This window comes from Arthrobacter sp. 01T425, assembly GCF_056398725.1.
This window is the reverse complement of sequence record NZ_JBFTPY010000022.1, coordinates 1-14,659: the sequence shown is the minus strand read 5'-3', so window position 1 is coordinate 14,659 and position 14,659 is coordinate 1. Positions and strand designations below refer to the sequence as shown.

General features: G+C 64.2%; 7 protein-coding genes. 3 read left to right on the top strand and 4 right to left on the bottom strand.

Annotation, left to right across the window (positions count from 1 at the left end):
* The first annotated feature begins 4 nt into the window (after positions 1 to 4).
* From AC1DNG_RS19060 to AC1DNG_RS19050, 3 genes are all read left to right on the top strand, one after another.
* Positions 5 to 1,660, top strand: a complete 1,656-nt coding sequence (locus tag AC1DNG_RS19060) for an ABC transporter substrate-binding protein (protein WP_476888028.1) — start codon at positions 5 to 7, stop codon at positions 1,658 to 1,660.
* 78 nt (positions 1,661 to 1,738) lie between these two features.
* Positions 1,739 to 3,241, top strand: coding sequence for a malate:quinone oxidoreductase (locus tag AC1DNG_RS19055; protein WP_476871103.1), 1,503 nt, complete (start codon positions 1,739 to 1,741; stop codon positions 3,239 to 3,241).
* A 119-nt stretch (positions 3,242 to 3,360) separates the two neighbouring features.
* On the top strand, positions 3,361 to 6,540 hold the full coding sequence (locus AC1DNG_RS19050; RefSeq protein WP_476888010.1) for an efflux RND transporter permease subunit: 3,180 nt from the start codon (positions 3,361 to 3,363) through the stop codon (positions 6,538 to 6,540).
* Here AC1DNG_RS19050 and AC1DNG_RS19045 read toward each other — a convergent pair.
* The 4 genes from AC1DNG_RS19045 to AC1DNG_RS19030 all read right to left on the bottom strand — a co-directional run.
* Positions 6,537 to 10,871: a Pls/PosA family non-ribosomal peptide synthetase gene (locus AC1DNG_RS19045; protein ID WP_476888009.1), complete on the bottom strand. Its 4,335-nt coding sequence runs from the start codon at positions 10,869 to 10,871 to the stop codon at positions 6,537 to 6,539. The genes AC1DNG_RS19050 and AC1DNG_RS19045 overlap by 4 nt on opposite strands.
* A gap of 15 nt (positions 10,872 to 10,886) precedes the next feature.
* Positions 10,887 to 12,338 carry an aspartate kinase gene (locus tag AC1DNG_RS19040; RefSeq protein WP_476848891.1) on the bottom strand — a complete coding sequence of 484 codons (1,452 nt, stop codon included), beginning with the start codon at positions 12,336 to 12,338 and terminating at the stop codon, positions 10,887 to 10,889.
* A gap of 75 nt (positions 12,339 to 12,413) precedes the next feature.
* A complete protein-coding gene (gene ectB / locus AC1DNG_RS19035) occupies positions 12,414 to 13,685 on the bottom strand; it encodes a diaminobutyrate--2-oxoglutarate transaminase (RefSeq protein WP_476848890.1) in 1,272 nt (423 codons plus the stop codon).
* A gap of 473 nt (positions 13,686 to 14,158) precedes the next feature.
* Positions 14,159 to 14,659: M28 family peptidase (locus AC1DNG_RS19030; RefSeq protein WP_476888008.1), on the bottom strand; the 501-nt coding region annotated here is incomplete at its 5' end.

The window sequence follows — 14,659 nt, the reverse complement described above, 5'->3', positions numbered from 1 at the left end:
GACAGTGCGGCGGATTGCCGCCAGCATCGGGGCCGCCCTCCTTGTCCTGCCGCTCGCGTCCTGCACGGGCAGCCTCGGCCCGGCACCCAGCTCCCCCACCGCCTCTTCCACCGCCAGCGCGGCACCTACCGCGCTTTTCACCTTCGGCACCGGCTCGGAGCCGCTCGGGCTCGATCCTGCCCTGGTCTCCGACGTCGAGTCATACCGCGTCACCCGGCAGGTACTGGAAGGCCTCGTGGGCGTAGACCAGACCACCGGCCAGCCCACGCCGCTGCTGGCCACCGAATGGTCCCAGAGCGATGAAGGCCGGACCTACGAGTTCAAGCTGCGCGGGAACGTTAAATTCCAGGACGGGACACCGTTCGATGCCGCCGCGGTCTGCACCAACTTCAACCGCTGGTTCAACTTCTCACCGGCCCTCCGCGAACAGGCCACCGGTACCACCTTCAAGGGCGTCTTCAAGGCCCATGCGGACCAGGCGTCGCTGTCCATATACAAGAACTGCACCGCCGTCGCGCCGGACAATGTGCGGATCGGCCTCACCCAGCCCTTCACGGGTTTTCTCCAGGCCCTCACCCTGCCGGCCTTCGCGATCTCTTCGCCCAAGGCCCTCGCCGCGGAGAACGCTGACGTCCTGAACCAGCGCCGGGGCGGGCAGCCGGTATCCGCCTACGGCCTCCACCCGGTAGGCACAGGGCCGTACGTTTTCGGCTCCTGGGACTCGGGCAGCGTCTCCCTGGCCAGCAACAAGGACTACTGGGGTGACAAAGGGCAGATCGGCACCATCAAGTTCGTGACCTACGATCACCCGCAGACCCGGATGCAGGCGCTCCTGGACGGCAAGATCGACGCCTACGACGCCGTCACCGTGGGAAACTTTGACCAACTGGTCAAGAGCGGAAAGCAGATCATCCAGCGGGACCCGTTCTCCGTGATGTACCTGGGCATGAACCAGCAGGTCCCCATCCTGCAGAACCTCAAGGTCCGCCAGGCGATCGAAATGGCGCTGGACAAGGACACGCTGATCCGCCGGTTCTTCATCGACAACACGGCCCAGGCATCCCAGTTTGTTCCGCCCAAGCTCAGCGGCTTCAACAACAATGCCGCGGCGCTCGGCTACAACCCGGGCAAGGCCAAGGAACTCCTGGCCGAGGCCGGCTACAAGGGCGAGGAGCTGAAGTTCTACTATCCGCTCAACGTCACCCGGCCCTACCTGCCGACGCCGGAAAAGGTGTACGCCGAGATCAGCCGGCAACTGACCGCCGTCGGGCTCAACGTCAAGCCCGTACCGGTGGACTGGGCTGACGGCTACCTGCAGAAGGTCACGTCCCCGGGCGACCACGCCCTGCACCTGCTGGGCTGGAACGGCTCGTATTCGGACCCCGACAATTTCGTGGGCCCGCTCTTCGGCGAGAACACCGGCGAATTCGGTTACCAGGATCCCCAGGTCTTCTCCAAGATCGCCCGGGCCCGGGGCCTGCCGGACGGCAAGGACCGCACCGAGGAGTACCAGACCATCAACGGGCAGATCGCGGCCACGGTGCCCGCGGTTCCCATTGCCTTCCCGATCTCGGCCCTGGCGCTCTCGGACCGGGTGCTGAAGTACCCGGCGTCGCCGGTGCTGAACGAAGTTTTCACAAAGGTCGAGCTAAGGCCTTGACGCCCGGGGCCAATTTCAGTTAGTGGGCGGTGCGGGATATTCTGTGACAGCCAGAGCCGCTGCTATCGGAGACTGATTGTGACTTTCATTTCCAAGACCCAACACGCCGACGTCGTCCTGATTGGCGGCGGCATCATGAGCGCCACGCTCGGCGCCTTCATCAAGCAGCTTGAGCCGAACTGGACCATCTCGCTCTTTGAGCGTCTGGACGAGCCCGGACTGGAAAGCTCCGACCCGTGGAACAACGCCGGCACCGGACACGCTGCCCTGTGTGAGCTTAATTACTCCCCCGCAGCCAAAGACGGCTCGGTGGACCCCGGCAAGGCCCTGAACATCAACGAGCAGTTCCAGCTGTCCCGCCAGTTCTGGTCCCACCTCGTCTCGAACTCGCTGATCGGCTCCCCCAAGGGCTTCATCAACACCGTTCCGCACATGAGCTTCGTGATCGGCGAGGACCACACCAAGTTCCTCCGCACCCGCTACGAGGCACTCAAGCCGAACCCGCTGTTCCGTTCGATGGAGTATTCCGAGGACCACGCGCAGATCGCCAAGTGGGCCCCGCTGATCGTCAAGGGCCGCGACCCCAAGCAGCGCGTCGCGGCAACCCGCGCCGCCGAGGGCACCGACGTCGACTTCGGCGCCCTGACCCGCGAGCTGACCACCTACCTGGGCAACAACGGTGTGGAGATCAACTACGGCCACAACGTCAGCGACATCAAGCGCGCGTCCGGCGGCGGCTGGGACCTGTCGCTGAAGCACGCCAGGAGCGGCGAGCACGGCTCCATCCACGCGAAGTTCGTGTTTGTCGGAGCCGGCGGCGGGGCCCTGCACCTGCTGCAGGCCTCCGGCATCCCGGAAGGCAAGGGGTTTGGCGGTTTCCCGGTCTCCGGCCAGTTCTTCCGCTGCACCGACGAGAGCATCGCTGCCCGGCACAGCGCGAAGGTCTACGGCCAGGCGTCTGTCGGCGCCCCGCCCATGTCCGTGCCGCACCTGGACACCCGCTACGTCAACGGCAAGCGCTCCCTGCTGTTCGGCCCGTACGCCGGCTTCTCTACGAACTTCCTCAAGAGCGGCTCTTACCTGGACCTGCCGCTGTCCATCCGCCCCTCCAACATCATCCCGATGCTGGCCGTGGCCAAGGACAACATGGACCTCACCGCCTACCTGATCAAGGAAGTCGCCAAGCGTCACGGCGACAAGGTCGAGGCCCTGCGGGAGTACTACCCCGAGGCCAAGGACGGCGACTGGGAGCTCATCACCGCCGGCCAGCGGGTCCAGATCATCAAGAAGGACCCGAAGAAGGGCGGCGTGCTGCAGTTCGGCACCGAGGTCATCGCCGGACGCGACGGCACCATCGGCGCCCTGCTTGGCGCATCCCCGGGCGCGTCCACCGCCGTGCCGATCATGATCGAACTGCTCCAGAAGTCCTTCCCGAAGAACTTCAAGGGCTGGCAGTCCAAGCTCAAGGACATGATGCCCGGCTACGGCGTCAAGCTCAACGACAACCCTGAGCTCGCCGCCACGCTGGAGGCCGAGACGGCCAAGGCGCTGCAACTCGAACAGGTCACCGCCAGCAACTAAGCCGGCGCCCGGCCGCGGCTGGTTTACACTGCTGGTTTGGGACCGCTGCAACCCGTGACGTCCCCGTTTTTTGATGTCCCGTTGTGCAGGACGCCCCCGACCCACCAGGAGACCATGAGATGTTCCGGCTCGCAAAGCTGTCTCTCGCCAACCGGGCCCTGATCGCGCTGATCACGGTGTTCGCTTGCGTTTTCGGCGTGATCACGATGTCCTCGCTGAAACAGGAGCTCATTCCCTCCATCGAGTTCCCGCAGATCACCGTGATCTCCTCGATGCCCGGTGCGTCGCCGGAAGTCGTGGACAAGCAGATCAGTGCCCCGTTGGAAAAGGCGCTGAACAGCGTCGAGGGGCTGGAATCGACGTCGTCAACGTCCCGGAACGGCGTCTCGCAGATTTCCCTGGCGTTCACCTACGGCTCCAACCTGGACCGGGCCAGGAACCAGATCGACCGCGCCATCTCCAACGCCAAGCAGGCCCTGCCGAAGGACGTCCAGCCGCAGGCGATCGCCGGGAGCATCAGCGACTTCCCGATCGTCTTCCTGGCCGTGTCCTCCGACAAACCGCTCAGTGAACTCAACGCCGATCTCGCCCGGCTCAGCGTCCCTGTGCTGCAGAAGCTCGACGGCGTGCGCGGCGCCGACGTGACCGGCGGCGCCACGCAGCACATCCAGATCCTGCCGCGGCCCCGGGACCTGGCGGCATCAGGGACGAGCCTCCAGGCCATCAGCGACGCGCTGAAGAACAACGGTGCATTGGTCCCGGCCGGCACCATCGAGGAACAGGGCAAAACCCTCTCGCTGCAGATCGGCAGCCCGGTCGACTCCCTCGACGCCATCAAGGCCCTCCCGCTGGGCGCGGCCCGTGATGCGGCGACGATCGGCAGCGTGGCGGATGTCAGCCTGGTCGAGGACGCCCGCACGTCAATCACGCGGACCAACGGCAAGGAAACCCTCGCCCTGTCCGTGACCAAGAAGCCCGAGGGCGACACCGTCGCGATCTCCCACGCGGTCAAGGACGCCATCCCGCAACTTGAGGCCGAGCTTGGCTCCAACGCCAAATTCACCCCGGTCTTCGACCAGGCGCCGTTCATCGAGAAGTCCATCAAGGACCTCACCACCGAGGGCCTGCTGGGACTGGGCTTCGCCGTCCTGGTGATCCTGGTGTTCCTGATGTCAGTGCGCGCCACCCTGGTGACGGCCGTGTCCATCCCGCTGTCCCTGCTGATCACGTTCATCGGCCTCGCTGGCACCGGCTACTCACTCAACATCCTCACCCTTGGCGCGCTGACCATCGCCATCGGCCGCGTCGTGGACGACTCGATAGTGGTCATCGAAAACATCAAACGGCACCTGAGCTACGGCGAGGACAAGATCACCGCGATCGGGACCGCCATCCGCGAAGTTGCCGGCGCCATCACGGCGTCCACCCTGACCACCGTGGCCGTCTTCCTGCCCATCGCCTTCGTCGGCGACCTGGCCGGTGCGCTGTTCCGGCCGTTCGCCCTGACAGTGACCATCGCCCTGCTCTCCTCGCTGCTGGTCTCGCTGACCATCGTGCCGGTGCTGGCCTACTGGTTCCTGCGCACGCCCGCCGTCACCGGCTCTCCGGCTTCTGCCGCTGGCATCGCCGCCAAGGCGCACGAGGCCGAGCAGAGCACGCTCCTGCAGCGCGGCTACCTGCCTGTCCTGTCCGGCACGCAGCGGCACCCGGTCCTCACCCTGGTCGCCGCGGCCCTGGTGCTTGCCGGCACCGTGGCGATGTCCCCGCTGCTCGCCACCGACCTCCTGGGCCGCTCCGGCGAGAACAGCATGACCGTCAAGCAGGCCCTGCCGGCAGGGACCAGCCTTGACGAGGCCAGCGCTTCGGCGATCCGCGTCGAGGACACCCTGCGGGGCATCGACGGAATCAAAGACGTCCAGGCCACCACCGGCAACGCCCAGACCGGCTTCTCGGCCCTGCTCTCCTCCGGCGCGTCCAATTCGACGTTCACCGTGGTGACGGACGAGAAGGCCAACCAGGGCAAGCTCCAGGAGACCGTCCGCAGCGAACTCTCCAAGCTCGGCGATGCCGGAAAGATCACGGTCGGTTCCCAGCAGGGCGGCTTCGGCACTTCGTCAACCGTGGACATCACCCTCAAGGCCGCCACCACCGCCGACCTCCAGACGGCCAGTGACGCGATGGTCAAGGCCATGGACGGTGTCCCGGGCAGCAGCGAAGTGGCCACCAACCTGGCCGCCAGCCAGCCGGTGGTCCAGGTCAAGGTGGACCGCGCCAAGGCCGTCGCGGCCGGCCTGAACGAGGAGCGCGTGGCCGGGGTCCTGGCCGCCACGATCAGCCCGATTCCGGCCGGGACGATCCGCATCGACACCAACGACTTCCCGGTCCGGATTGGCGAGGGCACCCGCTTCACGAGCATCGAGGCCGTCCGGGACATGCCGCTCCCGACGGCGGCCGGCGCCGTTGCGCTGGGCAGCATCGCCTCGGTAGAGCAGGTGGACGTCCCCGTCTCCATCACCGCCAGCAACGGCCAGCGCACCGCGCGGGTCTCGGTGACGCCGTCGGGCTCCAACCTCGGCGCGGTCAGCACCGAGGTGCAGAACCGGCTCAAGTCAGTCCAGCTGCCGCCCGGGGTGACCGCCACGATCGGCGGTGCCACGACGCAGCAGGCCGATTCGTTCCGCCAGCTCGGGCTCGCGCTGCTCGCCGCCATCGCGATCGTCTACGTGATCATGGTGGCTGCGTTCAAATCGCTCGTGCAGCCGCTGATCCTGCTGGTCTCCGTCCCGTTCGCCGCGACAGGCGCAATCGCCCTGCTCGTGGTGACCGGTGTGCCGTTGGGCCTGCCGTCGCTGATCGGCATGTTGATGCTCGTGGGCATCGTGGTGACCAACGCGATTGTGCTGATCGACCTCATCAACCAGTACCGCCAGCCGCGCACCGGCGAACCCGGGATGAACGTGGCGGACGCGATCATGCACGGCGCCCGCCAGCGCCTCCGCCCCATCCTCATGACGGCGCTCGCCACGGTGTTCGCCCTGACACCGATGGCGCTGGGACTGACCGGCGGCGGCGGATTCATCTCCCAGCCCCTGGCGATCGTGGTGATCGGCGGCCTGATCTCCTCCACCGCCCTCACACTCATCCTGGTCCCGGTGCTGTACCGCCTCGTGGAAGGCCGGCGCGAGCGCAGGACACTGCAGAAGTCGCTGCGCCGCGGACGCCATTCCGGGCCGGCCGTGACCGAGGACTTCCCCGACGACTTCCCCGAAGACGCTCCCCTGCCAACCAGTTCGCACTAGGAACCAGAACCCGGCGTCCCTGCTTTGTCCTCGGCCTCGACGTTAGGCTTGACGAGGGTCCGCGCTGCCTTGGGAGCCCTGTGCGTCCCGTGAGTTGCGTAGGTTCCCTTCGAGAGTCTGACGAGTCCAGCGGGTACTGCGACGGCTTCCCGGTGGCGGGGGCCACCGTGGCGCGGAACGCCGTAGCGAGGGCTCCCAGAAACCACGGCCGCGAGCGGTTTGGGGGCGACGGGGCTTGTCACCTCCCGCGCCGGGTTGCCGGTATAGGTTGCATCTTCCGGGACGTCTTCGCCCTTCATCAAGAGGGCGTCGGCACCGAGTGACGAACCATCCTGCATCGTCACCCCGTAGTTGACCCACGAATCCACGCCAAGGGAGCAGCGGTTGCCGAGAACGATGTAGTCGGACTTGAAGGCCCCGTCTTCCATGGAGTGGCCCTGAATGGTGGCTCCTTCATTGAACGCACAATCATCACCGATAGCCACAAGAGTTTTCTCCGGTATGTTGGCGCCGGCATCGTAGAGCCGCTTGCCGACTTTGACGCCCAGCATTCGCCAGATCACGGGCTTGAACGGGGTTCCGTTGAAGCCCGGCATGGCCAGCAGCTTCCATAGACGTTCGTGCCGCCAGAAGTAGGGGTCGTAGATGGAGCAGTATTGCGGCTTCAGGTGGCGGAAGCCCATGACCGAGCGCTCAACAAGCACGGCAATCAGTACGCGGAACAGCAGCAAGGTGAGCATCATGGCTGCGATCGCCAGCACACCGAGGAAGCTGAATGCCGACACGGCAACGGCGGCGCTAAACGTGGCAACAAACAACAGGAACCAGCGCACGGCCAGGAACAGCACCATGCTCAGGATGTTGTGCCGGTTCTTTGCCGGGAGAGCGCTGTTCCGCGCCTCTGCAATCGTCTGTTCATCAAATTGGGCGTCACGCTGAACAGACCGGGGAATCTCGAACGGCGGTGACCCCAGCAGGCCCACATCCGCACGGATCGGACCGTCGATCGGAATCATCACCTTCGTGGCCAAGAGACAGTTCTCCCCGACCCTGGATCCGATCGGAACACTGATGGCATTACCGAGAAAGTTGTGGCCAGCCAGGTGGACCCGCGAGAGACGGAACGACGTGCTTGAGAAGTCGGCGTTCATCATGTTGAGGCCGTCCGCGACCATAGTTCCTGTTCCCACTGAGCTCAGGAACGGCGACTCGTGGGCCAGTGTGGGGCCGAAGTTTGACCCGGTTTGCTCCACCCTGCCGAGGTTATAACCCAAGGCCTTGAGATAGTGCACTATGTACGAACTGTCGCCGAAGACATCTTTGTACAGTTTGACGTTGGACACGCGGGCGATCATGCGCTGGATGGTGAAGTGCACGCCGTACAGCGGATAGACCTTTTCCGGCTTGATGAAGCGGTTGAGCAAACGCGGGATGCTGAAGATGATGATCAGGCCGGTGATCAGCCCGACAACGAACAGAACCAGTGTTACGGCGAGTACGTCTATGAAGAAGTTTGGGGAGCCCGGCTGCAGGTGTCCCGTGCTCAGGTAGGGGGGCAGGAGCACGGCAAGCCCGAGAAGGCCCGCCGGAACCACCAGGACCAAACGGTTGAACAACTGGAGAAGGCTGAAAATGACCCTGCGTCGCGTGCCGCAATTAGTGGGCGGCACACGCAGGTAATTGGTGTTGGTGCGCGCAGCAGGCGAACCGTGCCAGATTTGTCCACCAGGTACAACCTGCCCGGTCTGCAACGATGAAGCATGTCCCAGCTGAGTGTCGTCTCCCATCGACGTACCAATGTCCAACGTGGTTTTCTCCGACACAAGGACATTTCTGCCCAGCATCACGGGACCGGTTTCAATCATGCCCGAGCGTGCCCGATAGCATTGGAACGAGGAGTTCTTGTGGATGACTGTGTTGTCACCGACGGTGAGCAGGTCCGGGCACGCGGGCACCTTCCGGGAGAAGATCACCACCCCCTTGCCGATCTTTGCGCCCAGGAGCCGCAGGTACACCACATACAGCGGAGAGCCGGCGAACAAGACCAGTGGATTTGCCCTGGTAAGTGTCTTGACTGCCCAAAAACGGAGATAAGCCAGACTCCATATTCGGATGTTGCCCGGCTTCCACCGCCCAACCAGAATCCACTTGGCGAGGATCGGGGTCGCGGAAAGGATCAGGAACATGGCGGCGCCGAAACCAATGGACCGCAGCCACATGTCAAATGGATTGCTGCCCCCGGATGTCCACTGGAAGCCGATAATCAGCAGGGAAGCAGCGTACGAAGTGTAACCCAGGAAAATCAGCAACTGAATTGCCCCGCACATGACGAACTGGAAGGTGCTGGGTGGTGGCATCGGAACCGGGGGTACAGCGTCGGTCTCTGCTACGGCCGCGCTGAGGACGGATTCACTGTGCCGGGCTTCGAGGCAGGCGGCGAGCTGCCGGACCGTCGGGTTCTCATAGATATCCTGCATCGCGGCTGCGGGCAGGGCGGTTTCTTTCCTGATGCGGGCGCAATAGCGGGCCATCAACAGCGAGTCGGCGCCAAGGTCGTTGAAGAAGTGGGCATCGGTGGAAACCTTCTCAAGGCTCAGGACGGTGCCAAGCTGCGCGGCCAGGGCCTCTTCGGCGGCAGTTGTGGGGGCGGTAAAGGACCCCGCGGCCGCCCGGCTGATCCTGTGCTCGGGACGGGGTAGCCGCTTCCTGTCCACTTTGTCACTGGCCATCATGGGAATGGAGTCCAGCTGTTCAAAATAGGCAGGAACCATGTATCCGGGGAGCCTGGTGCGCAGCATCCGGTGGAGGTCATGAGCATCCACGCCCTCCACGTCCTGGCGCAGGGTGTAGTAGGCGGCCAGCTCCACGGTTCCTTGTTCCGGCTCATACGTCTGTACGACTGCCTGTGCAATGCCGGGGAGCTGCAGGAGGACGGATTCTATTTCGCTCAGTTCGATGCGGTAGCCACGTATTTTGACTTGGGTATCGATCCGGCCGAAATATTCGAGCTGCCCGTCGTCGTTCACCCGTCCGAGGTCCCCTGTGCGATAAATCCGGCCGGACGGGTTGTTCTCGATTCCGAGGAAATCCGGGACAAAGGCCCGCTCCGTCAGGTCCTGACGGTTCACGTACCCGCGCGCCAGCCCCACCCCTGCGAGGCCGATTTCTCCCATTTCACCGCGCGGCAGGGCCCGAAGCTCGGCGGGATCCACAATGACCGCGGTGTAGGTGGGCAAGGGCACTCCGAGGGACACGGGCAGGTCCGGGTCCAGGACCGACCAGGTGGCAGTCACGGTCGCTTCGGTGGGGCCGTAGACGTTCAGGAAGCGCCGGCCGGGGCGGTGCCAGCGCATCACGAGATCCTTCGGGCACGCCTCTCCGGAGACCAGCAGGAACCGCAAATCGGGCAGGTCCTCGTCAAGCGTCGCCAGCAGCGTTGGAACGCAGCAAAGGGCGGTGATCCGTTTTTCCTGCAGGTACTCCGCGAGTTCGGCACCCAGCATGCTGGACCGGCCCGGCTTGGGCACCAGCGTGGCTCCGACCATCCAGGCAACCCAGATTTCCTCCACCGAGAAATCGAAGGCGATCGTCATACCTTGGTACACGCGGTCCGTGGACTCAATCCCGTAGATGTCAGAGGCCACCCGGACAAAATTGCAGATGCTGGCCTGCTCCACTGCCACGCCCTTGGGCCGGCCGGTCGAGCCGGAGGTGTAGATAATGTAGGCCAGCTCATCCTTGGTTCCGCCATGGTCCGCGCTTCCCAAACGGGAGGAATCCTTGGCGTCGATCTGGGCCTGCACATCATCGACGCACACCGTGACAGCGGCCACCTCAGGCAGCAGATCCCTCAGATGGGACAGAGACAGGACCATGGCCACGTTGGCGTCCTCGACAATGTACTGAAGACGGTCAGGGGGGAAACCCGGGTCCAGGGGAACATAGGCCGCGTGGATCTTCAGAACGGCCAGCATCGCCACGTAGGCCCGCCATGGCTGGTCAAACAGCAGGGCGATGCGGTCACCCGGCCGGGCACCGCACACCAAGAGATGCCGCGCCAGCTGGTTCGCCCGTTCATCCAGCTCCGTGTACGTCAGGACAACGTCCCCCGCATCGACGGCAACCTGGTCGCCGCGCCCCTGTTCCCGCAAGCGGTCGCAACTATCCTCAAACAGCCGGTCCAACCGCTCGCCCCGCCGCCAGCGGGCGGCCTGATCGGGCGCAGCCGACGTCAGGACAGTTCCGCCTTCCGAGCCGCCGATCATCGACATGATTCCCCGCAACTCGGGAGGTCTGGTGAGGCCGTTTCCGGTCCTCGCGGTCTTGCCCATCCTTTAGCTCCTTCGCTAGAAGTGACGTGCCACAGTTCTGTCGCCCGCCGGAACAGGGGTCATATCCTGGCCGGAAATCGGGACCCACGTCTGGAGCGGGGGGCCAACAGCGGGTGTGAGATGGCCTTCATGACCGGCCGCCGTTGCCTCGTCCGCCGGGGTCATGCCGAAGGCCCGCCGGACAGCGCGCTCGGCATCCGCGAGCCGGTCGGCGTGCGTGACAGCCCCCACGGACGTCTCGGAGATGTCGACGAGATCGAGCTCCACGTCGGCGTCGGACAGGGCCTTGAGGAAGGTGCAGAAGATTTGCGGGGACGACCGCATGCCCAGTCCAGTAATGGACACCCGGCCCACCCGGTCGTCGTGCTGCAAACCTTCAAATCCAATGCTTCCCTTTTCGGCATCCAGCACAGCAAGGGCGTTACCTGCATGGGCAGCAGGCACGATCAGTGCAACATCGGAACGCCTCGGGCCGGGGCCGGCCGTATTTTGGACAATTGCCTGGACATGCGCCCCGGACCGAGAGAGGACATGCAAGATGCGCGCCATGCTCTCCGGCTGGTCCGGAATTCCCACGACAGTGATTTTCGACGCCGAGTTGACCCCGGCTACAGCGGTCACCTCGGGTTGTTCCCTGGCGGGCTGGAGCAGTGGATGACGGTCAAGGCCGGGCAGGATCAACGTCCCGGGCTCCGGCACGAAGGAGGACCTCACATGGATCGGAATACCGAACCGGCGGGCGTATTCAACACACCGCAGGTGCAATACCTTGCAGCCGGAGGCGGCGAACTCAAGCATTTCCTCGCTCGAGAGGATCTCGATCTTCCGCGCCGTCGGGACAACCCGGGGGTCCGCGGTGTAGACGCCGTCGACGTCCGTGTATATCTCGCAAATATCGGCTTCGAGCGCAGCGGCCAGGGCGACCGCGGTGAGATCCGAGCCGCCACGGCCGAGCGTGGTCACCCTGTTCCGTTTCTGCGTCCTGCCCTGGAATCCTGCGACGATGGGAACCTCGCCACGGGCCAGACTACTGCGGACGCGGTCCGGCCTGACATCGGTGATGTGTGCCTTGCCGTGGATGTTGTCGGTAATGAGGCCGGCCGCACTGCCCGTAAATGTGCGGGGCAGCTGGCCGAGATCCGCCAGGGCAATCGCCAAAAGGGCCGAGGACACAAGCTCGCCGATGCTCAGCAGGGCGTCAAGGTCCACAGGCAAGGGCCGGGCGGAAACTTCCGCGGCAAGATCGCAGAGTTCATCGGTGGTGTCCCCCATGGCGGACACCACCGCCACGACCCGATAGCCGTTGGTCCGTGTTTTGGCGATCCGCTCGGCTGCCCGGAGGATACCCGCGGCATCCGCCAGGGACGAACCGCCAAACTTTTGAACAATGACACTACCCGGGGGAATCGCCCGGTCGGTTTCCGCTAGATCACTGTCGTTGAAAGCTGTTGCCTTGCGGGTACCCATTTTGCTCCCCGAAATCTACTTCGATTCTTGCAAGGGGCACTGGCCCCTTCGAGCCGTTTCGCCCTGATCAGATGCTCAAATGGTTGATCCCAAGGCCACCGGCTCCCCGGTCACAGTCACTGCGGCCGCAGCGAGAATATCGAGTCCCTTCTGAAGATCCTCGGGGCTGATAGTCAGCGCGGGCATCGTCTTGACCACTTCCCCTTCGGGTCCGGACGTTTCCACGAGCAGACCCCGGGCAAAGGATTCAGCCGCAATCCTCTCCGCAGTCTCGGGGTTGGGGTAGTAAACACCCGCGAGCAGTCCCCGGCCACGGACCGTGGCGCCTTCGACGCCCGCTGCGATCTGGGTAAGCCCCTCGTGGAGCTGGGAAATGAGCCCCGCGACGCTTGACTGGAAGCTGCCGTCCCGCCAGTAGTGCTCCAGGGCAGCGGCGCCGGTGACGAATGCCGGGTTGTGCCCCCGGAAAGTTCCGTTGTGCTCGCCAGGCTTCCAAATATCCAGTCCGGGTTTGAACAGTGTCAGTGCCAAAGGCAGTCCAAAGCCCGAGATGGACTTCGACAGGCAGACGATATCCGGAGTGATCCCCGCCTCCTCGAAGCTGAAGAAGGTCCCGGTCCGTCCGCAGCCGGCCTGGACATCATCCACGATGAGCAGGATGTCGTGTTGCCGGCACAGCTCGGCAAGGCCTCGCAGCCAGGACACCCGGGCGGCCCTGAGCCCACCCTCGCCCTGGACGGTTTCCACGATCACCGCTGCGGGCTTATCGATGCCCGATCCCCTGTCCTCCAAGGCTTGCCGGAGCCACAGAAAGTCCGGCATCTGACCATTGAAGAACCCGTCATAGGGCATGCTCGATGTGTTCGTCAGCGGGACGCCGGCTCCCTGCCGTTTCATTGAATTGCCCGTGACCGACAACGATCCCAGGGTCATCCCGTGAAACGCGTTGGTGAAGCTCAGGACATGCTGCCTGCCGGTAACCTTCCGGGCAAGCTTCAGGGCTGCCTCCACTGAGTTTGTTCCCGTCGGTCCGGGGAACATGACTTTGTAGTCCAAATTCCTGGGCTCGAGGATCAACTCCCGGAAGGTTTCCAGGAAGCGCCGCTTGGCCGGTGTTTTCATATCGAGTGAATGAACGATTGCGCCGGAGAGAAGATAGTCCACCAGCGGCTGCAGCAGCACCGGGTTGTTGTGCCCGTAGTTCAGTGCTCCGGCACCGGAAAAGAAGTCCAAATATTCTCTGCCGTCTTCACTGTAGAGGCTGCTGCCGGACGCACGTTCAAACACGGTGTCCCAACTGCGGCAGTAGCTGCGGACCTCAGACTCCAAGCTTTCGAAGATATCCATCTGTCGATGTCCCCCGTACTTCCGACTAGCGAAGTTGCCCGAGCGCAAACACAACCCGGGTTCCCGGATGACGGGCGCGGGGAAGGGGACAGCGCAGCGCCTGTGGCGCACTGACCTTTGCTTCACGGGGCCCGTATTTACTCCCGCATAGAGGTGCTCTAGGCGGGAACTGGGCAGATCCTAGACGCCTGCCCAAATGCTTTTCCGTTTCTTATCGTAAACTCAGGAAACTCACAGCACCTGAGTAGCGGGTACCTGTCTTTTCCCCTCAAACGGCTGATTAACTACCCGATTCGGCAGGGTTTCTCACCTTTGAAGGCCCCGGGCTACTCGGAAAAATGCCGGCTGCCGGGCATCCGGCGGACATGGGCGCCGGCGCCATGGACATCCGACTTCCTCTCCCAACGGGGCCGGCGAACGCGGCGAGGGATGGGACACCGTTTTGAGAGTCGTTTGAAAGGCGAAGCTGGTGTTTAGCCGGTCTTGGCCATCGCGTAGGCCACGGTGCCGTAGGCCAGGGCGCCGGACATTTCGGTGAGCAGTTGCGGGTTGGTGTTGGCGATCGTGTCGCAGGCCTCGTGGTAACAGGGATCCAGGTCCTTGCCCGCCACCCCGCCATAGGACTGCGCCTGGGCCTGGGTCTTCCGCTTCTCATCGCCGGTGAACAGCCCGCCGCCGGGAATGCCGGCCGAGAGGAAGGCGTCGTAGTCCGAGCCGCCGTCAAAGGGCGTGGTCTCTGCCGGCAGCGCGTTCTCCTGGAAGTACCGGAAGAAGACGTCCTCGATCGCCTTGGACCCGGCCGGGCCGGCGTCGCCGAAATCCGATCCGTCCCCGTCATGGACCGAGCGGACCCCGTTGGGCGAGGCCACCATGTCCACGTTCAGGTTCGCCGCGGTCTGGCCGATCTCGGCCGCACTCAGTTCGTCGACGTAGTGCTGGGACCCGTACAGCCCGTCCTCCTCGCCGCCCCAGAA

What these genes read in the sequence shown, in the direction of transcription:
- AC1DNG_RS19040 (WP_476848891.1), bottom strand. Translation starts at nt 12,338, where the DNA reads ATGGGTACCCGCAAGGCAACAGCTTTCAACGACAGTGATCTAGCGGAA.
- AC1DNG_RS19045 (WP_476888009.1), bottom strand. Translation starts at nt 10,871, where the DNA reads ATGGGCAAGACCGCGAGGACCGGAAACGGCCTCACCAGACCTCCCGAG.
- AC1DNG_RS19050 (WP_476888010.1), top strand. Translation starts at nt 3,361, where the DNA reads ATGTTCCGGCTCGCAAAGCTGTCTCTCGCCAACCGGGCCCTGATCGCG.
- ectB (WP_476848890.1), bottom strand. Translation starts at nt 13,685, where the DNA reads ATGGATATCTTCGAAAGCTTGGAGTCTGAGGTCCGCAGCTACTGCCGC.